Consider the following 21,926-nt stretch of genomic DNA (forward strand, 5'->3'; position numbering starts at 1 on the left):
CGCAGCCGCTGAGGCGTCTCCCCATGACCGGCTCGGCCGCCCCGGCCGCCCGGCGCTGGCGTTCGCGGCGATCGCGGGTGTGGTGCTCATGGCCACCCCCTTCGCCGTGAACGAGACCTCGCAGCGACTGGTCTCCACGCCCATCGACCCCGTCGACCAGGAGGGTCTGCTGGGGTACATGGTGCGGCCCGACGGTGACGCATCGGGCTCGGCGATGACCGCGACCGAGGAGCGTCCGCCCTCGGGGTCATCGGCAGCCGGGCCGACCGGTGTGGACAGCGAGCCGGCGCCCGACACCGGCTATGTTCCCGAGGTGCAGCCTCAGGAGCAGCCCCAGCAGGGCGCCGCCGGCGAGCAGGAGGACCCGGGCTCCGGGGACTCCGCGGGTTCGGGCTCGGACGGTTCCTCCAGTGCGGGATCGGGCGACCCGGGCGATGAGCCCGGCGGTGACGGCTCCGGCACGTCGGGATCGGACTCCTCGGGTGACGGCCTGTTCTCCGGCTGGGGCCTGTTCGGCGACGACGAGGAAGAGGAGGAAGGGGACTCCTCGCAGTCCGGCAACGGCCAGGGCGGCGACGAGTCCACCTCTGATTCCGACTCCGCCGAGGACGAGGACGCGGAGGCCGACGGAGAATCCGGCGGCCTGCAAGACCGCAACACCGACGGTGCCGTGCCGATGGCCGACGGGTCCGGGGACGACCGGGACGACGACTCCTCCGACGAGGAGGGCGACGAACCCGGCTCCCAGGACGCGGACGGTGCGTCGAATGTGCCGCCGATGGCTCCGGGACCCCGGCAGCCGGACCCGGACCGGGAGATCCCCGAGGGGCTCGAAGACCGCCTGCCTCAGCAGCCGGCTGAGGAGCAGAAGCCCCAGGAGGAGCGTCCGCAGGAGCCGCAGCGGGATCCGGAATTCCGCTATGAGGAGATCGCGGGTGTGGGCTGCGCGCCCAACGACCGCATCGCCTACGGCACCGCCGGAAAGTCCGACAGTTGGGACTACGGGCTCAACGGCGGATACGCCGAGCAGAACTGCGACGGACGGTGGCACGCCATCCCCGTCTCGGGCGACCCGGCCGAACCCAGCGGCCGGTACGCCTTCTGGACGTTCAACATCGGCTTCACGGGTGCCGAGTGCAACATCTACGTGTACGTCCCAGATGTCGAGAGCCCACTGGGCGGCATCCCCGCCTACTACAAGCTCCACCCCTCGGCCGACCCGGCCACGACCCAGAGCGAGCCCTTCGCCTCGTTCCGGGTCAACCAGGTCGAGAACAAGGGGTCCTGGGTGCACGTCGGCTCCTACAGCCCGCCGGGTGACACGTTCAGCGTGAAACTCCAGAACCGCGGGGCCGACCAGGTCGACGGCCGGGACACCACCCATGTGGTGGCGTCGGCGGTCCGGACCACCTGCAACTGATCCACGCAAGGGGGGCGGGGTCCCGGCCAGTGGCCGGGACCCCGCCCTCGTCACGTAAGGCCCGGGCCGCGATGCACGGCCCGGGTCCGGCACCGGCGGAGTCTTAGTAGACCTGGGGGGTGAACTGGGGGGCGGAGAAGGTGCCGCCGGTGGAGAAGTTCATGCTCCGGCCGCTCGGGATGTGGTAGGTGGTGGTGGTCTTGTTCCGCCCGCCGGAGTTCGTGATCGTCACCTGGAAGTCCTCGCCGCCGTTGGTGCTCAGGCTGGTGCACTGGCCGGAGGCGACGGTGCGGGTCGTGAATCCGGATCCGAAGTCCGCGACGGCCCAGTATCCAGACCCGACGTTGCAGAGCTGGAAGGTGCCCGCGGCCGAGGCCGGAGAGGCGGTGGCGACCGAAAGGCCGAAGGCGAGGCCGGCGACCATCGACGATGCGATGGCCGTGCCTTTGCGGATAGCGGACATGCGTGTCTCCAAGAACGTAGGAGGCGCGGGCCGGCCCGATGAGGGACGGGACGCGTCGGGGAATCCAGCAGGAAGCGGTCAGTCAGATAAACGCGGTTTCGCGACCGTGCCGTGCACGAGGCCCGGTCCTCGGGCCGCAGGCGCGCACGACGAGCCGGTGGCTCGTGGGCCGGGGGAGGGGGCGGCCACACGAGCCACCGGCCGGCGGCGGCGCCTGACAGCGCCGCCGCGGCGGGCCGCCCTACTCGGCCGGCTCGGTCGGGCTGGGCAGCTCGCAGTCCAGCGGCGGTACGCCGGGCCCGTCGCCGCTGGGGATGTCGCCGGGCCCGACGGGCAGGGTCGGAAGCGGCTCGAGGTCGCCGGGCTCACTGGGGACGCCGGGGACACCATCGGGCTCGCCCGGGAGCGGCGGAACACCAGGCTCGCCGCTGGGGATACCGGGCGGGCAGTCCGGCACCGGCGCATCCGTGGAAGCGGCGAACGCGGTGGCGCTGCCGGCGCCGAGCATGATCGCCAGGCCGACCGTGAACGTGGCGGCCCTGCGCATGTACGGGGACATGGGAGATTGCCTTTCGTGACGATGCCTGCACCCGGCCGCTGCGCCGGGGCGGCCGCGGCAGTGGGCCGCGGCCGGGTCCATGCAGCCAGATCGGGGTTATCGTCGGCGTCTCGTGATTTCCATATGCCCGCCACATGCCCGGCCGGGGATCATGGGGTGCGGGCTGTCGGCATCGACCGGGGATGCCGTGCCGGAACGGGCGCGTGCGGACGAAAGCGAAAGGATGAGGCGTGCGGGTGCTGGTCGTGGAGGACGAGGCCTTCCTCGCCGAGGCGTTGCAGGCCGGCCTCCGCAAGGAGGGCATGGCGGTCGACATCGCCAACGACGGGGCGACGGCGCTGGAGAGCGTGGCGGTCAACGACTACGACGTGGTCGTGCTGGACCGCGACCTTCCCGGCGTGCACGGAGACGACGTCTGCCGCCAGGTGGTGGCCGACCGGCCCGAGTGCCGGATCCTGATGCTCACCGCGGCCGGGCGCTCCACCGACAAGGTCGCCGGCCTGCGGCTGGGCTCGGACGACTACCTGGCCAAACCGTTCGACTTCGACGAACTCGTCGCCCGCCTGCACGCCCTGCGGCGGCGTGCCGCACCCGCGCTTCCCCCGGTGCTGACCTACGCCGGCCTCCGGCTGGACCCCGCGCGCCGCGACGCCCGCCGCGGCGACCACGCCCTGCGGCTGACCCGCAAGGAGTTCGCCGTCCTGGAGCTGCTCATGCGCGCGGACGGGGCGGTGCTCAGCGCCGAGCAGCTGCTGGAGAAGGCGTGGGACGCCCACGCCGACCCGTTCACCAACGCGGTCCGCATCACCGTCTCCACACTGCGGCGCAAACTCGGCGACCCGCCGATCCTGCACACCGCCACCGGTGTCGGCTACTACCTGGCCGCCCCATGAGCATCTCGGCCACCCTGCGGCGCAGCCGGCTGTCCATCAGGATCCGGCTCACCCTCATCTACGGCGGCATGGTCCTGGCCTGCGGCATCGTCATGCTGATCACGGTGTACGCCCTGATGAGGTACATACCGAACTACGAGCTGTCCTCCGCGCCGATGGCGCCGTTGGAGACGGTCGACACGGCCGACACGGCCGACGGCGCGGACATCGTCAACGAGGACGGCCGCGATGCCATCCCTGCCGGTGATACCTCCGTCGCCCCCGTGACCATCGGCAGTAAGGACGACGTCCTGACGGTTCTGTTGCAGGTGTCCGGCGTGGCGCTGGCCGGGCTGGCCCTGGTGGCGTTCCTGCTCGGGTGGGTCATCGCCGGGCGCATCCTCGCTCCCATCCACCGCATCACCCGGACCGCCCACACTGTCGCAGGCGACAACCTGCACCAACGCATCCGCCTCGACGGCCGCCAGGACGAGTTCACCGAACTCGCCGACACCATCGACACCATGCTCGACCGGCTGCACGGCAGCTTCCAGGCCCAGCAGCGCTTCGCCGCCAACGCCTCACACGAGCTGCGCACCCCGCTGGCGACCACCCGCACCATGCTCCAGGTCGCCATCGCCCACCCACGCGACTACGATCTCGCCACTCTGGCGCCCAAGCTGCTGGCCACCAACGAACGCAGCATCGCGACCGTGGAGTCCCTGCTCGCCCTGTCCCGGGCCGACCACGGCATCGACGACGTGCGGCCCGTCGACCTCGCCGCGGTGGCGGCCGGCGCCCTGGAGCAGGCGCGGGGGGAAGCGGCGGACCGGCAGATCACCGTGTCCGGCGAGCTGCACCCGGCCCGCGTCGACGGCGATGCCGACCTGCTCCACCATCTGCTCGGCAACCTGCTGCGCAACGCCGTCCGGCACAACCACGACGGTGGCACCGCACGGCTGGTCACCGGGGTCCGGGGCGGCACGGCGGTCATCACCGTCACCAACACCGGCGAGGCCATCACCGCTGAGGAGGCCGAGCGCCTGTTCGAACCGTTCCACCGCCAGCGCGCCCGCACCCACGCCCAGGGCCACGGCCTGGGCCTCACCCTCGTGCGCTCCATCGCCAACAGCCACCACGGCACCGCCACGGCCACCCCCAACCCCGACGGCGGACTCACCGTCACCGTAACCCTGCCCACCGCAGGACAGCGGCCCACCGACGCAGACGAGGCCGGAGAGCGCGTCGCCTGACTCCACAACGGGGCCGGTGACCGCTCGGCTCCGCTTGTCCATGGCGGGACATCGATCTTCGGATCATCCCCTCCCCCAGTTCGGACAGCGCGAGGGCGAAGACGGCGATCGCCGCGGCGATGAGGGTCACCCGGTTCGCCCCGGCCCACGCGTCGATCACCGCCATGGTCGAGGCCGTCGGCGGCGACCGCGCCCGATCATTCGCGCCCTGCCCGTGTCACCCCTGCGAGGTGAGCCTGATAGTTCGGGCAGGTCGTGATGTCCTCGTGCGAGCAGTCCATCCCGGCTTCGAGGAGATCGAGCGCTGAGCGCAGCGCCGCCATCCTGGCCTGAAGCGCTTGGTGGTGGTGGCGCAGCACGTCCTTGCGGGCGGCCGGGTCGCGCGCGGCGAGGAACGTCCGGATGTCCGCCAGCGGCATGCCCGCCTGCTTCGCGACCACGATCGACGCCACCCGGAGCAGGTCGTCGCGGGTGTAGCGGCGGCGGTCGCCGGCGACGCGGGCGGGAGAGAGCAGGCCCACCGACTCCCAGTGCCGCAGCACGTGCGTCGGCAGGCCGAAGTGGTCGGCCACCTGGCCGATGGTCATCGAAGTTGACTTCACGTCGGCATTAAGTCAGACCATGGCGGGCATGTTCAATCTCCTTGCCGTCCTCGACGCCGTCGACGCGCAGCCGATGTCCGTCGAGCTGCGCACACGTTCCTACGAATTGCTCGGCGACCTCCCCGGCCGAACCGTGGCCGACGTCGGCTGCGGCGGCGGCCGCGCGGTCGCCGAGCTGGCCGAGCTCGGGGCCCGCGCGGTCGGCGTCGATCACGACCCCGAGATGATCGCGGCGGCCCGGCAACGCTGGCCCTCCGGCGAGTTCCACGTCGGCGATGCCTACCGGCTGCCGCTGGAGTCCGGGTCGATTGCCGGCTACCGCGCGGACAAGGTACTGCACACGCTTACCGACCCCGTGCGCGCCGTGGCCGAGGCCCGCCGGGTGCTCGCCCCGGGCGGCCGGGTCGTGCTGCTCGGCCAGGACTGGGACACGATCGTCATCGACTCCGACGAACCGGAGACCACCCGCCGGCTGGTCCACGCGAAGGCGGACTCCCTCCCATCGCCGCGCGTGGCCCGGAGGTACCGCAACCTCCTGCTCGATGCCGGGTTCACCGACCCGGTCGTCGAGGTGCGCACCAGTGTGTTCACCGATGACACCGCGCTCGCCCTGCTGCACCGGATCACCGACGAGGAGAGCTGGCTCGCCGAGCAGGCCGAGCGCGCCCGCACGAACCGGATCTTCGTGGCGGTGCCGATGTTCCTCGTCGCCGCGCAGGGATAGCCGGTCGCGCTGGCCGGTCGACGTGGTCATACCGGGCCGGGCGCTGTGCGGGCGCCGCGGCGGGCGGGTGGCCGCCCGCCGCGGGGAAAGCGGTCAGCTCGTCACGGCCGGGCCCGCAGGTGGCCGGTGGCCTCGACCAGGTTGGCGAGGGTGGCCCGCACCTCGGGGTAGCCGCGGGTCTTGAGCCCGCAGTCGGGGTTGACCCACAGCCGGCCGGGCGGGAACGCGCCGACGGCGGTGCGGAGGTGGCCCACGATCTCTTCGACGGAGGGGACGCGCGGGGAGTGGATGTCCCAGACGCCGGGCCCGGCCTCGTTGGCGTATCCGGCGCGGGCCAGATCGGCGACGATCGCCATGGCCGACCTCGCGGCCTCCAGGCTGATCACGTCGGCGTCCATGTCGATGATGGCCGCCAGGACGTCGCCGAACTCGGCGTAACACATGTGCGTGTGGATCTGGGTGTCGTCCCGCACACCCGCGGTGGACAGCTGGAACGCGGCGACGGCCCAGTCCAGGTAGGCCGCGCGGTCGGCGGTACGCAGCGGCAGGGTCTCGCGCAGGGCGGGTTCGTCGACCTGGATGATCGAGATCCCCGCGCGCTCCAGGTCGAGAACCTCGTCGCGCAGGGCGACGGCGACCTGGCGGGCGGTGTCGCCTTCGGGCTGGTCGTCGCGCACGAACGACCAGGCGAGCATGGTGACCGGGCCGGTCAGCATGCCTTTGACCGGCCGCTCGGTCAGGCTCTGGGCGTAGGCGGCCCACTCGACGGTCATCGGCGCCGGGCGCGAGACATCGCCGACGATGAGCGGCGGCCTCACGTAGCGGGTCCCATACGACTGGACCCAGCCGTGCCGGGTGGCCAGGAACCCGGTGAGCTGCTCACCGAAGTACTGGACCATGTCGTTGCGTTCGGGCTCGCCGTGGACCAGCACGTCCAGGCCGATTCGCTCCTGCTCGGCAATGACGGCGCGGATCTCGGCCCGCATGGCGTCGCGGTAGGCGGCGTGGTCGAGCGTGCCGGCGCGCAGGGCCGCGCGGGCCGTGCGCAGCTCCTGCGTCTGCGGGAACGAGCCGATCGTGGTCGTCGGCAGCTCGGGCAGGCGCAGTCGGCCCTGCTGGGCTTGGCGGCGCGTGGCATAGGGGCTGATGCGGTGCAGGTCGGCGTCGGTGACCGCGGCGACCCGGTCGCGCACGGCCGGGACCCGCACGATCGGCGACGCCGCGCGGGAGGCCAGGCGGCTTTGGTTGGTGTGCAGGATGTCGCTGATCGCGGTGCGGCCTTCGGTCAGGCCGCGTCGCAGTGTGACGATTTCGTCGAGCTTCTGCCTGGCGAACGACAGCCAGCCGGCGATCTCGGGGTCGAGGCCGGTTTCCAGGGTCACGTCCAGCGGCACGTGCAGCAGCGAGCAGGATGCCGAGACGTCCACGGAACCGGCCAGCCCGAGCAGTGTGCCCAGGGTGCTCAAGGCGGCGCTCAGGTCCGCGGCCCAGATGTTGCGCCCGTTGACGACCCCGGCGATCAGGCGTTTGCCCGGCATGCCGCCGGCGGCGGCGAGGCCGCCGAGGTTGGCCGCGGCGGCGTTGGTGAAGTCCAGGGCCAGGCCCTCGACGGCCGACGTGGCCAGCACCGGCAGCGCGTCGCCGAGCCTGTCGAAGTAGGAGGCGACCACGATCTTGGGGCGCGCGGTCGCGGCCGCCAGGGTGGCGTAGGTGTCGGCGACCTTGGCCAGCACCTCGGCCGGCTGGTCGGTGACGAGCGCGGGTTCGTCGAGCTGGACCCACTGCGCGCCCGCTTCGTGCAGGCGCCGCAGCAGGTCGGCGTACAGCGGGATCACCTGGTCGAGCAGGTCCAGGGGCCGGAACCCCTCGGTACCGGTCGGGTCCTTGGCCAGCAGCAGGAAGGTGACCGGGCCGAGGAGCACCGGACGGGTCTGCACGCCCTGCTCCAAGGCCTCCGCGAATTCACCGAGGGGCTTGCCCGGGTCGAGGGTGAAGCGGGTGCCGGGCCCGATCTCGGGGACGAGGTAGTGGTAGTTCGTGTCGAACCACTTCGTCATCTCCAGCGGGTGGGCGTCTGCGGTACCGCGCGCCATCGCGAAATAGCGGTCGAGCCTGCCGGCGGTGCTCGTTGTGTCCGGGACGGCGGCGAGGTGCCGCTCGGGGATGGCGCCGAGCATCCAGGCGGTGTCCAGGACGTGGTCGTAGAACGAGAAGTCGTTGCTCGGGATCTCGTCGATGCCGGCGTCGCGCAGCTGCGTCAGGTTGTGCAGCCGCAGCTCACGGGCGGTTCCGAGCAGGGTGTGGGCGTCGATGCGGCCTGCCCAGTAGGACTCGGTCGCCTTCTTCAGTTGCCGGTGGGCGCCCTGGCGCGGGTAGCCGTGCACGGTGGCGCGGCTGGTCGCAGTGGTCTGGGTCACGGGGCTCTCCTTCGCGAGTCCGCGTGGACCTGCGGGAGCGCGTGACGAAGCGCGACCGGCACGCGATCGCGATCCGGCGACGACCCACCCGCGAGGTCTCGGCCTGCACCCCACGGTCGTGGGGCGCACAGCGGGCAGGTCTTCGGACTCGTGGGCGTTCCGGCGCACGCCGGGTTCCTACTGGCCATCGCTTCCCGAGCCGGCTGGGCTCAGTGCTGGTCTCCGCGGAGACTGACGGCGGTCGTTCCCACTCACCGCTGCGGGGCAGTCCCGGATTCGCACCGGGTTCCCTCTTACCTCGGCCACCGCCGTGATTCCGTGCGGCGGCCGAACCAGCTGCCCTGCCACTGTAGCGGTTGGCAGCCGGGCTTCAGGGCCTCGATCCGCCCGTGTGAGCGGATCGCGACGAAAAATGAGTTGCAGTCGAAGAAGTGTGACGCGGCTGCTTCCACCATGAAGATGCACGCCGACCTCGGCGCCGGGCCCAGGCCGGTGCGCTGACCGGCGGCCACCGGCCTGGGCCCGGGATGGCAGGCGCGGATGAAGAGACCGCCCGCCGTCGATCAGGACGTGGCCGACGACCGTCGTCCGCCCAGGTGCCGGGCCAGGAAGCGCTCGATGGTGCGGTACAGCTCGATGTTGCTGTCGGGGTTGATGAACCAGTGGCCCTCGGCCTCATTCAGCAGGTACTCGACCTCGGCGCCGCGGGAGCGAAGCGCATCGGCGATGCGGTCGGAGTGGCGGCGGGCGACGCGGACATCGTTGGCTCCGTGGATCAGCAGCACCGGTGCGGTGATGTCGTCGACCCGGCTGATGGGTGAGCGGGCGAGCATGTCGGCCTCCTGGCGGGGGTCGTCGGGGTCGCCGATGTAGCGCAGGTAGCTGTTCTCGATGGCGTTGCGGGCGACCGGAACGACCGACCGGATGAGGTCGGCGAGGTCGGACATGCCGGTGTAGCTGATGGCGGCGGCGAACCGGTCCGGGGTGAACGCGGCCCCGACGAGTGCGGCGTAGCCGCCATAGGAGCAGCCGTAGATCGCGACCCGGTCCGGGTCGGTGTGGCCCTGCGCGACCGCCCAGTCCAAGGCGTCGATCAGATCGTCGTGCATGCGCCCGGCGAACTGGCCGATCGCGGCCTGGGTGTGGGCCTTGCCGTAGCCGGTGGAGCCGCGGAAGTCGACCTGGAGCACCGCGTAGCCGCGGTTGGCCAGGAGTTGGACCTCCGGGTCGTAGCCCCAGCTGTCGCGGTACCACGGTCCGCCGTGCACCAGCAGCACGGTCGGCAGGCCGCGCGGCTCGGCCCCGGCCGGTAGGGTGAGGTGGCAGGGCAGGGCAAGTCCGTCGCGGGCGGTGACGGTGATCGGGGTGACCGGGGACAGCCGGGCTGGGTCGAGGTGCGGGAACGGCCGGAACAGGCGGCGCGCCTGCCCTGTGGCGTGGTCGTAGAACCAGGTGACACCGGGATCGCGGTCGTGGGTGAAGTCCACCACCCACCGTTGCGCCGTGGCGTCGCAGGAGACGTGGGCCAGGTCGCCGTCGGACAGCTCGGCCAGCCGCGGCAGCACCGTGGCGAAGTGCGGGTCGAGCGCGTGGATCTCCTGACGGGCACCGAGGTAGCGGGCACCGAGGAGGTCCCCGGTGCCCGGGTGCAGGATCAGCGAGGACGGGAAGCGCGGGTCGGCCTCGGGGCGGGGGGTGTCCAGGTCGAAGAAGGGGTGGCCGTCCCCCCCGATCTGCTCGCCGGTGTCCAGATCGACCCGGACCAGGCGAGTGCGGTCCGAGCCGCGCGACGACCCGATCCACAGCCCGTTCCCGTCCGGGGTGGGCACGGCCGGGAGGACCGCGAAGGGGATATCGGTGCCGGGGAACCGCGCGATCGGGCGCCGCCCACCCGGAGTCCACTCCGACAGCACATGGTCGCCCCCCTTCTCCATGGTGAAGACCAGCAACCGGTCGCGGTTGCGTATCCAGGAGTGGACGTCGCCGGGGTTCTCCGCGATCACGGTCAGGCGGCCGGTCGCCAGGTCGAGCTCGAACAGGTCGATCAGATCGGGGCGGCGCATGTTGAGCTGCACGAAAGCCGTCCCGGGCCGGTCGGGTGGGAGGTGCGCACCGATCAGGCGCACGCCCTCGAAGGGAGTCAGGTCGGTCGCGGGCTCCTCGGGATGGGCCGGGTCGACGCGATACAGGTGCCAGTTCTCGTCGCCGTCGGTGTCCTGCTGGAACAGCAGGTAGCGGCCGTCGGTGGTCCAGGAGAAGGCGTCGATGTTGCGCCGGGTTTCGGAGGTGATGCGCCGGGCGCCAGGGGTGTCCGCGTCGTGGACGTCGTCGGGGGCGGCCCAGTCGGAGTCCACATCACGGATGAACACGTTGAGCCGCCCGTTCCACGGGGCCAGGTAGGCGACCCTGGTGCCGTCCGGGGACAGCAGGGCCCGGCTGCGGGTGGGCGGGCCGAAGAACTCTTCGACGGTGATCAGCTGTGACGGGGCGGTCATGGTGGATCCTCACGGTCGGCGGGTCGGGCACCCCCGAGTCCAGACCCCGACGTCGCGTCGGACTCAAGGCCATGTGACGTGATCCGGGTCACATGGCGCCGCGGAACGCGGACCGGCGAAGCGCTTCGGAGCCCGGTCAGGCCCCGCCGGGCCGGGCCAGCCGCTGCTGGACCCGGCGCAGAACGCGGTGTTGCACGGGCCGGAGCGTCTGCTCGTTGAGTTCGTCCATCAGCGCCGAGGCCTCCGCGCCGAGCGGCAACAGGTCGTCCAGTCGCGCCATCACCGGTCGCAGGTGCGCGACCAGATCGTCGATGAGCGATGCGATCTCGTCGTCCGGGGTGTCGGGCCCGAGGGCGTAGAAGCGCGCCGTCAGCGGTGCGGGCGCGGCCGTCTCCCCGTCCGGCCCCCTGAACAGGGCGGCGAGTCCTGCCGGGCCGTCCTTGCCGAGCAGGTGCCCGACCAGGATCAGCTGTTCGTGCTCGTAGCGGGCCATGTCGGCTGGAATCCCCGCTGCGGGGGCGGAGCGCCATGCCGAGAGCTCCGGACCCAGGTCGGGCGGGGCGCCGCTGCGGCGCAACGCGGCGATGCCGGCCCGGCGGGCGGTGAGCCGTTCGATGTCGGCGGCGGCGTGGCGGTCGAGCTCATCGAGCAGCTCCTCCGCGGCCGCCGGATCGTCCAGCACCGCAGGAAGTACGGACAGCGGTACCCCGAGCGCGGTCATCCTCGTGATGCGCAGGAGCCGGACGAGGTGGCCGACGTCGTAGTCGCGGTAGCCCCCGGCCGAGCGCGGCGGCTCGGGCAACAGCCCGACCTGGTGGTAGTGGCGCAACGTGCGGACGGTGACGCCGGCCAGTTCGGCGAGCTCACTGCTGAGCATCGGGCGGCTCCCCTTAGCGGGCCACGGATGCGGCGATGGCCTTATCCGCAGCCATGAACAGCGTGGCGTCGTCCCGGTCCTCGCCGGCCCAGGCGACGTGCCCGTCAGGGCGGATCAGGGCGGCGCGCACCTTGGTCCAGGCGGTCGGCGGGTGGTCGAGGGTTGCGGCGTGTACGGCGATCCCCTGGGCGGCGGCGAGGTCGCCCAGGTGCCCGCCGGTGAGGTCGAGCAGCAGGTGGGCGTCGGCGCGCAGCCGCGCGAACAGCCCCTTCTCCGAGCCCGTGAAGGCCAGGTCGGGAGAGCGGGTGCCGGTGAGCGGGTGGGCCGTCGGGTCCGTGGCGGGGTAGCCGACGGCGAGGGCGGTGAGGCGTTGGGACAGTGTGCGGTTGAAGGCAGGCTCGGTGGCGATCATTCCGCTGAGCAGGGAGCGCAGGGCGAGGCCCTCGGGGCTGAAGGCGGTCATCAGGGCGGTCTGGGCGCGGCTGTGCTCGGCCAGCTGGGCGCCGACGGGGTGGCGTTCGGCGTGGTAGGTGTCCAGCAGGCCGGCCGGGGCACGGCCGTTCAGCGTCGCGGCCAGCTTCCAGCCGAGGTTGTGCGCGTCCTGGATTCCGACGTTCATGCCGACACCGCCGGCAGGGAAGTGCTGGTGGGCGGCGTCACCTGCGAGCAGGACGCGCCCGCGCCGGTACTCGGCGGCCAGCCGGGTCGCGTTGCCGAAGCGGGAAAGCCATGAGGGGTCACGCATGCCGAAGTCGTCCCCGGCTATGGCGACGGTGTTGTTCCGCAGCTCGTCCATGGTGAGGTCCCCGGGCCACTCGGCGGTGAGGCTGCCAGGGCTCACGCCGACGACGCGGTACCGGCCGCCGGGCAGCGGGGCCACCATGGCCCCACCGTGGAGGGTGAAGGCGCTGAAGCCGGGTGGCGGTGGGCTGTCGAGGATGACGTCGCCGAGCCAGCCGAGGACGGTGGAGGGTGTGCCGGGGAACTCGATGCCGGCGGTGGTGCGCACGGTGCTGCGGGTGCCGTCGCAGCCGGCCAGGTAGGCCGCCTCCATCTCATACGCTCCTTCCCGACCCTCCACCTGTACCCTCACCGACTCCTCGTGCTCGGTGAACCCGGTGACCCGATGCCCGCGCACGATCGTTGCCCCCAGCGCGAGCGCGTGCTCCTGCAAGAGTTCCTCGGTGCGGGCCTGGGGCAGGGCGAGGGTGTAGCGGTAGGGGGTGTCGAGTTCCCGGAAGTCGAGCCGGTCATCGAGCATGGCGAAGTGGCCGCCCGGGATCGGCAGGCCCTCGGCGAGGAACGGCCGGTGCACCCCGCGTGAGGCCAGGACCTCGATGGTGCGCGGGTGGATGGTGAGCGCCTTGGAGCGCCCGTCGATCTGCGTGCGCTCCTCGACGACGGTGACGGAGGTCCCGCCCAGCCGCAGTTCGGCGGCGAGCCAGAGCCCGACGGGACCGCCTCCGGCGATGATGACGTGCTGCGGGTGCATGACCCCGTCCCTTCCTGGTCAATGACCAATAACTCTCAGGTGCAGTAAACTAGGTCAATGACCAATGGGCAAGCGCGCGACCGCCTCGATCCCGGCACCGTGATCCGTGCGGCAGTGGAACTGCTGGATGAGAAGGGCCTGGACGCGCTGTCGACGCGGGCCGTCGCCGATCGGCTCGGCGTACGGATGAACACGGTGCTGTGGCACGTGAAAACCAAGGCCCGGATGCTGGAGCTCATGGCGGACGCGGTCATCGGCGAGATCCCTCTCGACCACCTGCCCACCCCACCGGACGAACGCGCCTGCGAGCTGGCCCGCCGCTACCGCCGCGCCCTGCTCGCCCACCGCGACGGCGCCGCCCTCGTCGTAGGCACCTACGCCGCCGAACCCCACACCCTGCGCCTGGCCGACACCCTCGTCGCCGCACTTGTGGACAGCGGCCGAAACGAGCGCGAAGCCGCCTGGACCGCCTGGACCGTCGTCTACTTCACCCTCGGCCTCACCCAGGAGGAACAGGCGGCCGCCCAGCACCCGCACCTGGGCGACCGCCTGGCGAACGCGGTGTCGACGACGGACCACCCCGCCCTTCACCTCGCCCTCGGCCACCTCGTGGCGGACTCCTTCGATGAGCGCTTCGAGTACGGCCTGTCCTCGATCCTCGACGGATACCGACCTCGGTAGTGCAGATCGGGATGGTGGCGTCGATCGGCGCAGGCGGGAATTCGGCGGCCCGCCACAGAGCCCGTGCCGCCGTGTCGTCGCGTCACCCCCGCCCGGGGTGTGACTCCGAGGGGGCCAGGGCCGGTCCCGATTCGCGCGTGCGCCACCACACCACCGCCATGAGGGCGAGTACGCCGGCGCAGAGCACGAGCAGGGCGGCCGACCCGGTGCCCGAGGAGCGGTCGAGTGCGGGGGTCGGGTCGGCGTGCAGGACCGTGGCGACGAGGGCGGCGAGCGTGTTGTGCAGTGCGTGGATGACGACCGCGACCTCGATGCCGCCGGTGCGCCAGGTGATGACGGCCAGGCTGACGGAGAGCGTGAAGGTCCAGAGGATGAACCACGGATCGGTCGCGAGGTGGACGCCGGTGAACATCAGGCCGGAGACGACCGCGCCGAGGGCCAGCGCCGTGCGCGGCCCGCGCACCCAGCTCCCGGCGACCCGGAACACGAGCCCGCGGAAACCGTACTCCTCACCCGCCGCCTGGAGAGGCGTCAACAGCAGGCCGACGGCGAAGACCGTGAGGAGCGTGGCGGTGGACCAGTCGACCTCCTGCAAGGGCATGACGGCCGGGCCGATGAGCGAGAGGAACAGCCAGAGTGGGCCGACGTAGAGGATCGCCCGGCCGAACAGGTCGAACCGGAAGCGCGACACCACGGAGTGCAGGGAGGGGCCGCGCACGCCGTAGAGCCACCGTTGGATGAGCATGCTCCACGGGGTGAGCAGGGCGATCGCAACCAGGTTCCCGGCGAGGAAGAGCGGTGTGTAGTCGGTGCCGCCGAAGGTGGGGTTGGTGTTGCCCATCTGCGCGTCGATGGAGGCGGCGGCCACGGCGAGCACGAGTTGGGAGGCGAACAGCCCGGCAACCAGGAGCGCGATCGCGAGGATGCCGCGTCCGATGCGGCGTTTCTCACCGGCGAGGACGCGGTGGTACTCGACACCGGGCGGGATCGGCGGGGCCGAGCGGTCGGTGGGCTGTGTGCGGGCTGATGAGGAGAAGGTCAGGTTGTCGCTGTTCATCTCGAACCTAAGTAGGGAGGGCGGGTACCGGGTGGACCGGTCAGGCCTGAGTGGCGGTCCGGGTGCCGGCGTTGTTGATGAGGCGCTTGGTGGAGCGGCGGAACGCCCAGAAGACCGCCACCCCGGCCACCGCGGTCACGGGGGTGCCCGTCGCGATGTCGGCGAACGCCAGCAGGCCGGTGGAGTCGGACAGGTAGGCCCACTGCTGGGCGATGAACCGGCCGGCGAGCAGGAGGGTCACCGCGGCCGTGGCCAGATCGTGCGCGAGCAGCGTGGGCCGGTCCTCGCGCCAGGGCCGGTCGTTGCCGTGCACGGCGTTCCAGATGACGCCCGTCAGCGGCCGGCGGACGATGAGCGAGGCGAGGGTGACGACGGCCCCGGCCAGGGCGGCCCAGATGCCGATCAGGAAGAAGTCGTTGGCCGACCCCGTCCAGGCGGCGATGCCCCCGGCGATCGCCACGCCGATGACGCCGCCGATCGCGTTCATGAGGCCTTCGCCGCGCATCATCTGGAATACGGCCAGGGCCAGGGCGACGGCGATGGAGATCCCGATCGCGATGGGCAGCGCGACGAAGCCGACGACGGCCGCGAAGACCACGACCGGCGCGGCCGCGTACACCATCGCCGACAGTGTGCCCTTGCCTTTGGTGCCGGACCCGGGCTGCTTCGGTCCGGCGGGCGGCCCGGGCCGGAGGGGACCGTCGGTGGAGCCGTGGGCGAGGTGGCGGTCAGGCACGGTCTTTCCGTCCTCCGAGATGGCGGGCGAGGAAGCGCTCGGCGGCGCGGAACATGGTGATCAGGTTCTCGGGGTTCACGAACATGTGGCCCTCGTCGTCGAAGACGAGGTAGTCGACCTCGACGCCGCGCTCGCGCAGGGCGTCGACGATGTTGTCGGATTCGGCCTTCACGACGCGGACGTCGTTGGCGCCCTGGGCGATCATCAGCGGTGTGCGGATCTCGTGGACGCGGGTGATGGGGGAGCGGGCGAGCAGGTCGGCTTCCTGGTCGGGGTCGGCGGGGTCGCCGGCGTAGCGGTACCAGTTGTTGACCAGACCCGATTTGGCGGCCTCGGGCACGGTCCGCATGAAGTTCGCGAGGTTGGAGATGCCGACGTAGTCGAGGGCTGCGGCGAAGCGGCCGGGGGTGAAGGCGGCGCCGACCAGGGCGGCGTAGCCGCCGTAGGAGCCGCCGAAGATCGCCACCCGGTCGGGGTCGGCGTAGCCCTGCTCGATGGCCCAGTCCACGCCGTCGATGAGGTCGTCGTGCATTTTCCCGGCGAATTCCCCGATCGCGGCCCTCATGTGGGCCTTGCCGAAGCCGGTGGAGCCGCGGAAGTTGACCTGGAGCACCGCGTAGCCGCGGTTGGCCAGCAGCTGCACGGCCGGGTCGAACCCCCAGGCGTCGCGGGACCAGGGGCCGCCGTGGACCAGCAGTACCAACGGCAGACCGGTGGGCTCCACCCCGACGGGCAGGGTGAGGTAGGAGGGCAGCTCCAGCCTGTCGCGCGCGGTGATGGTCACCGGCCGCATCGGCGCCAGGGACTCCGGGTCCAGGTGCGGGAGGGACCGGAACAGCAGCCGGGACTCCCCGGTGGAGTGGTCGTAGAACCACGTCGCACCCGGATCGCGGTCGTGGTTGAAGGAGACGACCCAGCGCCGGCCGTCGGCGTCGCCGGAGAGTGCGGCCAGGTCGCCGTCGGAGAGCCCCTCAAGGTTCTTGAGGACGTCGGCGAAGTGCGGGTCGAGGGCGTGGATCACCTGCCGTTGGCCGTAGTAGCGCACCCCCAGCAGCTCCCCGGTCCGCCGATGGCGGATCAGCGGCGACGGCAGCGTCGGAAAGACGAGGGCGCGCGCGTCGACGTCGAAGCCGGGGTGGCCGTCGATCTCGGTCTCCTGGCCGGTGGCCAGGTCGAGCCGGACCAGGCGGGTGTGGTCGGTGCCCCGGTTGGACCCGATCCAGGCCCCGGTCCCATCCGGCGTGACCTCGAACGGATAGACGCTGATCGGGTGGTCGGCGCCGTCGAAGGTCGCGACACGGTGCAGCTCGCCGGTCTCGTCGTCCCGCCGTGACAGGGCGATGTCGCCATCGGCCGTCAGGGTCTGGGCGAACAGCCGCCCCTCACCGGCGTAGAGCCAGCCCTCGCCAGGGCCGGGGCTCTGGGCCAGCAGGGTGAGTTCGCCGGTGGCGATGTCGAGTTCGTGCAGGTCGAATTCGGCGACATTACGGGCGTTGAGCTGCACGATCGCCGTCCCCGGCCGCGAGGCCGGCAGCTCCAGGCCGGCGGTGGTCGCGCCGGGGAACGGGGTCAGGTCCACGGCCGGTGCATCCGGGTCCTCAACGTCGACCCGGAACACGTGCCAGTTCTCATCACCTCCGGTGTCCTGGAGGTAGAGCAGCCAGCGCGGGTCCTGGGTCCAGGCGTACCGGAGCACGGTACGGGTCGCATCGGCGGTGACGGGCCGGGGCTCGGAGCCGGGGGCCAGATCCTGGACCCAGACGTTGAGCCGGTTCTTCCAGGGGGCGAGGAAGGCGATCCGGGTACCGTCCGGCGAGATCGACGCCTTGGTGCGCTGCGGCGGGTCGAAGAGGTCCTCGACGCTGTGGAGATCGGGAAGAGCCATGTGTGTCCTGTCCGTGGTTCCGCGGCGCCTTCACGTGCCGGCGCTTGCCAGCGAGTGAAAACCCTGTCCTTGGAACAGGGTCAAGCCGCAAGGACGTACCGGCCCCTACCGGGGGTGTCACGGTGCCGTGGGACCACGTCAGTTGGGCGGAAGCACGGCCGCCGCGATGACGACGTTGTTGACGATGGTCGCGGTGACCGTGCGCGCGACCGCTTCGGCGGCCGCCCCGGCTCCCCAGTTGCCCTGCTCGAGCTCCTTGGCGCGGGTGGCCACGGGGGAGTTCCAGGGGATATCCCGGTGGAACTGCGGGAGCGTCCCGCTTCCCGAGAGCAACGCCGTGAGGGCAGCGACACGGGGCGTCGGCTCCGCTCCGTCGACGAGCACGGCCCGGACGTCGGCGAGAAGGCGGGCCCGGCGCCCGTTCCCGCCGTCCTGGAGCACCGTCGAGTCGAACAGGCCGAGCGCCTTGCGCTTTTCCCGGCGGATGTCGCCGCGTTCGACGAGCCTGTCCAGCATCAGGCCGCGCAATGTCGTCCCGATCGCGGCGAGGACCGCCTGGACGCCCTGGGGCTTCTCGGCGACGTAGTCCCACGCCGAGCGGAGGATGCCATCGGAGGGCGGGCGCTCCTCGACCGCCGCCACCCGCGTCGCCCCGGCGCGGCCGGATTCCGTCCGCACGTGATCGCCGAGCGCGAGATCCGCGAGCACCGCTCCCGCGAGGGTGTAGAAGAGCGTGTTCTCGCCGGCGATGGTCCCGGTTCCCGGCCGGAGGCCGGAGTCCGGCTGGAACAGCAGGAGCAGGAGATCCTCGGCCAGTGTCGGGGCCCCGAGCCGTTGCGCCCCGCCGGGCGTCGTGGCGTCGGCGGACGGCTCGTCGGAGTGCTCGGTCATCGCTCATTCCTTCTGTTGTGGATCGGTCCGTCGTCGATCGGGATCGCGCTGACGCCGCGGGGACGGCGGGGGCTCCCCAGGGCCCGATGTCACGGCGGGCGCGGTCCGTCTCGCCTCAGCCCCAGGAAAAACCGTGTCCTTGGAACACGGTCAAGTCCGGCGGCGGACGACGACCGTCACTCGGCGTCGTCGCCCGCCTCTCGCGCGGCGCGCAGCCGCTCGTGCGCAAGGCTGCCGGCGCGGCCGAGCACGTCGACCTGGGCAGGGTTGTACAGCTCGGTCACGGCTTCGATGAACGTCTGCTGGGTGACGTGCTCGCTCTTGGCGAGGTGCGCCGCCGGATCGCTCAGCCAGGGGTAGTCGATGAGGTTCTGTGCGATGCTCGACGCGAGCCGCTCCGCGAGGCGCTGCCGGGTCTCTTCGTCCGCGTCGGCGGGCAAGGCGTTGATGTCGTCGCCGATGGTGTCGGTGTCGGCCTCGATCATCCGCCGCACGTCGGACAGCGCTTCCTCGTCGTAGAGCTGCGTGTAGATGTGGATCATCGAGCTGTCGGCCTCCGACAGGCGCGACGCGAAGGGCTCGAATCCCGCAGGCCCATCGGCCGACGCGCTGTCGGACAGGATCGCCGCGATATCGGCGCGGGCCCGCTGCTGGCGCTCGATGCTGGCCGCGAGTTCCGCGTCGAGCGCTCGCAGCATATCCGGGGTGCCGGCGCCGTCCGCCCCCGCCTCTCCGATCTGCGAGAGCGGGACCCCGAGCTCGACGAGCCGCCGGATACGCAGGAGGCGCACCAGCTCCGGCACACCGTACTGCTTGTACCCGTTGAATCGGCGCTCGGGCTCGTCGAGCAGCCCGAGCCGGTGGTAGTGCCGGATGGTGTTCACCGTGGTGCCCGCCAGTTCGGCGAGTGCGCGTGTGCTCCAGGCCACGTGGTCTCTCCCCCCCCGCGCTTGCCGCGTGCGCGTCGTCCCGTCGGCTCCGGCCCCTGTGGTGTCGGGTCCTGGTTCCCACTGTCGTCGATGCGGGTGCGCGGTGGCGAATGGCACCGTAACACCCCCGGTAGGGGCCGGTGCGTCCTCCCCGGCTTGACCCTGTTCCAAGCACAGGGTTTTCACTCGCTGGAGCAAGCGCCGGCAGTGAAGGCGCCGCGGAACCACGGACAGGACACACATGGCTCTTCCCGACCTCCACAGCATCGAGGACCTCTTCAACCCCCCGCAGCGCACCAACGCGTCGATCTCCCCGGACGGTACCCGGATCGCCTTCCTCGCCCCCTGGAAGAACCGGCTCAACGTCTGGGTCCAGGACCTGGCCCCCGGCTCCGAGCCCCGGCCCGTCACCGCCGACGAGACCCGCAGTGTGCGGACCTACGCGTGGGCCGACGACGCGCGCCGGCTGCTCTACCTCCAGGACGAGGGCGGGGACGAGAGGTGGCACCTGTACCGGGTCGACCTCGACTCCCCGGGGTCGGCCGCGGTCGACCTCACCCCCTTCCCCGGAGCCACCGTCCTGGGATTCGAACCCTCCCCGGGCGATCCCGGGAAGGTGACCCTGTGGATCAACGCCCGCAACGCCGCGGAGTTCGACTTCCACGAACTCGACATCACCACAGCAGAACTCCACCTCCTCGCCGAGAGCCCCGGCCCCGGCAAGGTGTGGTCCCGGGCCGGCAGCGGTGAGCTGTTCCTCTCCGGGCTGACCTCTGAGGGCGACCTGGAGTTCTTCCGCCGCGACACCGCGACCGGCGCACTGCACAAGGTCGTGGAGTGGAAGGGCGCCGACTACCCCGTGGGGTCGCCGTCACAGATCACGCCGGACGGGACCGGGCTGTGGGTCGTCTCCAACCGCGGCGGCGACCGCACCCGCCTGGTCCGGATCGATCTGGCCACCGGCGAGGAGACCGAGGTCGACAGCCACCCGGTCTTCGACGTCGACGCGCGCATGATGGTCAACCCGGCCGTGCCCGAACCGCTGATCCGTGACCACCAGGGTGAGCTGCTGGGGGTGCGCTACTACGGCGAACGGCAGGTGATCCACGCCCTGGACCCGCACTTCGCCGAAGTCCTGGGCACCCTGGAGAAGCTGTCCGACGGGGATCTGGCCCACGTGTCCTTCGACCGGGACGGTCAGCGGTGGGTCGCCTCCTTCGAACACGACCGCGACCCCGGCGCCACCTGGTTCTACGACCACACGACCGGTGAGTCCCGGCTGCTGTTCCGGTCCTTCCCGCACCTGGACCCGGAGTCCCTGGCGCCGATGCGGCCGGTCACGATCACCGCGCGCGACGGGCTGGCGCTGCCCTCCTACCTCACCCTGCCCGTCGGGGTGGAGCCCACCGGTCTGCCGTTGGTGCTGCTGGTCCATGGTGGGCCGTGGGCCCGCGACGCCTGGGGATACGTCCCCGCGGTCCAGCTGATGGCCAACCGCGGCTACGCGGTGCTCCAGGTCAACTTCCGCGGCTCCACCGGCTACGGCAAAGCCCACACCCAGGCCGCGATCGGTGAGTTCGCGGGCAAGATGCACGACGACCTCATCGACGCCGTGGACTGGGCGGTGGCCCGGGGCTACGCCGACCCCGGCCGGGTGGCGATCATCGGCGGCTCCTACGGCGGCTACGCGGCGCTGGTGGGCGCGGCCTTCACCCCGGACCGGTTCGCCGCGGTCATCGACGTCGTGGGCATCTCGGACCTGGCGAACTACCTGCGGACCCAGCCCCCGTTCGTCCGCCCGGGCCTGGTCAACAACTTCTACCGCTATGTCGGCGACCCGGCCGTCCCCGAGCAGGAGGCGGACATGCTCGCCCGCTCCCCGATCACCCGGATCGACCAGATCCGCGCGCCGCTGCTGGTGGCGCAGGGCGCCAACGACCCCCTGGTCGTGAAGGCCGAGTCCGACAACGTCGTCGAGTCCCTGCGCTCGCGCGGTGTCGACGTCGAGTACCTCGTCTTCGACGACGAGGGGCACGGCTTCGTGAACCCGGAGAACCAGATCACCCTGTTCCGCGCCGTCGACCGCTTCCTCGCACAGCACGTGGGAGGACGGGCCGAGCAGGGATGACCTCCCCCACACCGAACCGCTCCTCCGCAGATAGCCCACAGGCAGGAGAAACAGGCGTGAGCTTCGACGAACCCGCACGTGATGTCATCGACCGGTCCAAGGCCTCGAGCGCCGACCACGGCCACCGGAACGAACCGCCCGTGGACCTGAAGCAGGAGGTGCTCAAGGGACTGGGCGGCCCGTCGGGCATGGTGTACTCCGCCCTGCCCGTCGTGGTCTTCGCGGCGGCCGTTCCCTTCATCTCCCTGACGGTCGCGATCGGCGCGGCCGTCGCTCTCGCCCTCGCCGATTCCACGACCGGCTCGCGATCGCCGACACGGTGACGGGCTTCCCGCTGACGGTGGCGGCCGCGGTCGTGGTCGTGTGGGCGTTCCGCCGCACGACCCGGCGACTGGTCACGACCACCGGCGCTGCGACCCGTCCGCGGAACTGACCGGGCCGCCGC

Annotated in this window: 19 protein-coding genes and 1 riboswitch; of the genes, 7 read left to right on the forward strand and 12 right to left on the reverse strand. The window is 71.6% G+C overall.

The features are described from left to right. A partial coding sequence (locus ACFOVU_RS15150) for a hypothetical protein (RefSeq protein WP_378534099.1) occupies window positions 1-1,420 on the forward strand: 1,420 nt, incomplete at its 5' end. 103 nt (window positions 1,421-1,523) lie between these two features. On the opposite strand, the gene ACFOVU_RS15155 is transcribed toward ACFOVU_RS15150, so the two are convergent. Both ACFOVU_RS15155 and ACFOVU_RS15160 read right to left on the reverse strand, forming a co-directional pair. Then, window positions 1,524-1,883 (reverse strand): hypothetical protein, encoded by a 360-nt coding sequence (locus tag ACFOVU_RS15155; protein ID WP_378534101.1) that lies wholly within the window; start codon window positions 1,881-1,883, stop codon window positions 1,524-1,526. Window positions 1,884-2,124: 241 nt separating this feature from the next. Beyond that, window positions 2,125-2,442 carry a hypothetical protein gene (locus ACFOVU_RS15160; RefSeq protein ID WP_378534103.1) on the reverse strand — a complete coding sequence of 106 codons (318 nt, stop codon included), beginning with the start codon at window positions 2,440-2,442 and terminating at the stop codon, window positions 2,125-2,127. A 230-nt stretch (window positions 2,443-2,672) separates the two neighbouring features. On the opposite strand from ACFOVU_RS15160, the gene ACFOVU_RS15165 reads away from it, so the two are divergent. Together ACFOVU_RS15165 and ACFOVU_RS15170 are read left to right on the forward strand one after the other, a co-directional pair. Then, window positions 2,673-3,335, forward strand: coding sequence for a response regulator transcription factor (locus ACFOVU_RS15165; protein WP_378534105.1), 663 nt, complete (start codon window positions 2,673-2,675; stop codon window positions 3,333-3,335). After that, window positions 3,332-4,567, forward strand: coding sequence for a sensor histidine kinase (locus ACFOVU_RS15170; RefSeq protein ID WP_378534107.1), 1,236 nt, complete (start codon window positions 3,332-3,334; stop codon window positions 4,565-4,567). The genes ACFOVU_RS15165 and ACFOVU_RS15170 overlap by 4 nt, the downstream gene beginning before the upstream one ends. 197 nt (window positions 4,568-4,764) lie before the next feature. On the opposite strand, the gene ACFOVU_RS15175 is transcribed toward ACFOVU_RS15170, so the two are convergent. Further along, window positions 4,765-5,169: a MerR family transcriptional regulator gene (locus tag ACFOVU_RS15175; RefSeq protein WP_378534109.1), complete on the reverse strand. Its 405-nt coding sequence runs from the start codon at window positions 5,167-5,169 to the stop codon at window positions 4,765-4,767. Window positions 5,170-5,197: 28 nt separating this feature from the next. On the opposite strand from ACFOVU_RS15175, the gene ACFOVU_RS15180 reads away from it, so the two are divergent. Next, a complete protein-coding gene (locus tag ACFOVU_RS15180; protein WP_378534110.1) occupies window positions 5,198-5,893 on the forward strand; it encodes a methyltransferase domain-containing protein in 696 nt (231 codons plus the stop codon). A gap of 101 nt (window positions 5,894-5,994) precedes the next feature. On the opposite strand, the gene metE is transcribed toward ACFOVU_RS15180, so the two are convergent. The 4 genes from metE to ACFOVU_RS15200 all read right to left on the reverse strand — a co-directional run bounded on the left by metE (window position 5,995) and on the right by ACFOVU_RS15200 (window position 13,174). Beyond that, the gene (gene metE, locus ACFOVU_RS15185; protein ID WP_378534112.1) at window positions 5,995-8,310 is read right to left on the reverse strand and encodes a 5-methyltetrahydropteroyltriglutamate--homocysteine S-methyltransferase; all 2,316 of its coding nucleotides are present in this window, start codon (window positions 8,308-8,310) and stop codon (window positions 5,995-5,997) included. A gap of 116 nt (window positions 8,311-8,426) precedes the next feature. Then, window positions 8,427-8,662: riboswitch (cobalamin riboswitch) on the reverse strand. A 211-nt stretch (window positions 8,663-8,873) separates the two neighbouring features. Then, a complete protein-coding gene (locus ACFOVU_RS15190; protein ID WP_378534114.1) occupies window positions 8,874-10,805 on the reverse strand; it encodes a S9 family peptidase in 1,932 nt (643 codons plus the stop codon). A 136-nt stretch (window positions 10,806-10,941) separates the two neighbouring features. Continuing rightward, a complete protein-coding gene (locus ACFOVU_RS15195; RefSeq protein ID WP_378534116.1) occupies window positions 10,942-11,682 on the reverse strand; it encodes a MerR family transcriptional regulator in 741 nt (246 codons plus the stop codon). Window positions 11,683-11,695: 13 nt separating this feature from the next. After that, the gene (locus ACFOVU_RS15200; RefSeq protein WP_378534118.1) at window positions 11,696-13,174 is read right to left on the reverse strand and encodes an FAD-dependent monooxygenase; all 1,479 of its coding nucleotides are present in this window, start codon (window positions 13,172-13,174) and stop codon (window positions 11,696-11,698) included. 57 nt (window positions 13,175-13,231) lie between these two features. Here ACFOVU_RS15200 and ACFOVU_RS15205 point away from each other — a divergent pair, with 57 nt between their 5' ends. After that, window positions 13,232-13,855 (forward strand): TetR/AcrR family transcriptional regulator C-terminal domain-containing protein, encoded by a 624-nt coding sequence (locus ACFOVU_RS15205; protein ID WP_378534120.1) that lies wholly within the window; start codon window positions 13,232-13,234, stop codon window positions 13,853-13,855. 82 nt (window positions 13,856-13,937) lie between these two features. Here the strand turns inward: ACFOVU_RS15205 and ACFOVU_RS15210 are convergent, their stop codons facing one another. The 5 genes from ACFOVU_RS15210 to ACFOVU_RS15230 all read right to left on the reverse strand — a co-directional run bounded on the left by ACFOVU_RS15210 (window position 13,938) and on the right by ACFOVU_RS15230 (window position 19,353). Beyond that, entirely contained in the window at window positions 13,938-14,912 is a 975-nt protein-coding gene (locus ACFOVU_RS15210) for a CPBP family intramembrane glutamic endopeptidase (RefSeq protein WP_378534122.1), read from the reverse strand. A 40-nt stretch (window positions 14,913-14,952) separates the two neighbouring features. Next, window positions 14,953-15,648 carry a DUF3159 domain-containing protein gene (locus ACFOVU_RS15215; protein ID WP_378534124.1) on the reverse strand — a complete coding sequence of 232 codons (696 nt, stop codon included), beginning with the start codon at window positions 15,646-15,648 and terminating at the stop codon, window positions 14,953-14,955. Next, window positions 15,641-17,533, reverse strand: coding sequence for a S9 family peptidase (locus tag ACFOVU_RS15220; protein ID WP_378534125.1), 1,893 nt, complete (start codon window positions 17,531-17,533; stop codon window positions 15,641-15,643). Before ACFOVU_RS15220 ends, ACFOVU_RS15215 begins: the two co-directional genes overlap by 8 nt. A gap of 138 nt (window positions 17,534-17,671) precedes the next feature. Then, window positions 17,672-18,424: a GOLPH3/VPS74 family protein gene (locus tag ACFOVU_RS15225; protein ID WP_378534126.1), complete on the reverse strand. Its 753-nt coding sequence runs from the start codon at window positions 18,422-18,424 to the stop codon at window positions 17,672-17,674. A gap of 176 nt (window positions 18,425-18,600) precedes the next feature. After that, a complete protein-coding gene (locus ACFOVU_RS15230; RefSeq protein ID WP_378534127.1) occupies window positions 18,601-19,353 on the reverse strand; it encodes a helix-turn-helix domain-containing protein in 753 nt (250 codons plus the stop codon). A gap of 241 nt (window positions 19,354-19,594) precedes the next feature. On the opposite strand from ACFOVU_RS15230, the gene ACFOVU_RS15235 reads away from it, so the two are divergent. Beyond that, a complete protein-coding gene (locus tag ACFOVU_RS15235) occupies window positions 19,595-21,481 on the forward strand; it encodes a S9 family peptidase (RefSeq protein ID WP_378534129.1) in 1,887 nt (628 codons plus the stop codon). 56 nt (window positions 21,482-21,537) lie between these two features. Continuing rightward, window positions 21,538-21,804 (forward strand): hypothetical protein, encoded by a 267-nt coding sequence (locus tag ACFOVU_RS15240; protein ID WP_378534130.1) that lies wholly within the window; start codon window positions 21,538-21,540, stop codon window positions 21,802-21,804. Window positions 21,805-21,926 lie beyond the last annotated feature (122 nt).

This window comes from Nocardiopsis sediminis, from assembly GCF_042650565.1.
Classification (GTDB): Bacteria; Actinomycetota; Actinomycetes; order Streptosporangiales; family Streptosporangiaceae; genus Nocardiopsis_B; species Nocardiopsis_B sediminis.